Consider the following 719-nt stretch of genomic DNA (forward strand, 5'->3'; position numbering starts at 1 on the left):
GGCCCAGTCGGCCCGAAGCTGCGATTTTGGCCATGTTGAAGAACAAAGATTGAACATGGCGATCTACCAGGCTCGCTCTTGTCCTCCAATCTCGTAAACATCGGTCTCGATCGAGCACCTGTAGCTCTCTGCGATGTTGAACATCTCTGTCTGGAGAGATGCGATCTCATCATCGAGGCTGACGCCATCGGCACCCTGATCATAGGCGACGGTCAGCGTGTAATCGCAGTTCCCGGTCTTTTGCATCTGGTAATCCCGCTCCAGCATCGCCTCAATGCGCTCGCGAGCGGGCTTTCTGCCACGACCATGCTTGTTGAAGTTCTCGATGGTCAGATGCAGGGCGATGGTGACAGAAGGCGGCTTTTCCGGCAGCCCGATCCTTGAAGGAATGACGTCAAGCGCCCGATAGACGGTCATTCTTGAGATCTTGAGGTCGCGCGCGACGCTGGCCTTGCTCGCGCCGGCGGTGATCCGGCGTCGGATTTCATCGTCATCGATGTTTTTCTTCCGGCCTTTGTAGACGCCTTCGGCGCGCGCCGCCTCGATCCCGGCGCGCTGCCGGTCCTTGATGAACGTCAGTTCCATGTCCGCGACCATGCCCAGAATGGTGATCACCATCCGCCCCATGCTTCCGGCCGTCGTCACCTCCGGCTCAAGCACCCGCAATGAGGCTCCCTTCTGGTCGAGTTCATGAACCAGATTGAGAACATCGCGTGTGG

The 719-nt window shown here is 58.3% G+C and carries 1 protein-coding gene; it reads right to left on the reverse strand.

What is annotated here, in order from left to right:
- Positions 1–63 precede the first annotated feature (63 nt).
- The coding region (locus ET21_RS25940) for a recombinase family protein (protein WP_037471041.1) at positions 64–719 on the reverse strand (656 nt) is incomplete at its 5' end.

Source organism: Sphingobium sp. DC-2 (genome assembly GCF_000722555.1).
Classification (GTDB): Bacteria; Pseudomonadota; Alphaproteobacteria; order Sphingomonadales; family Sphingomonadaceae; genus Sphingobium; species Sphingobium quisquiliarum.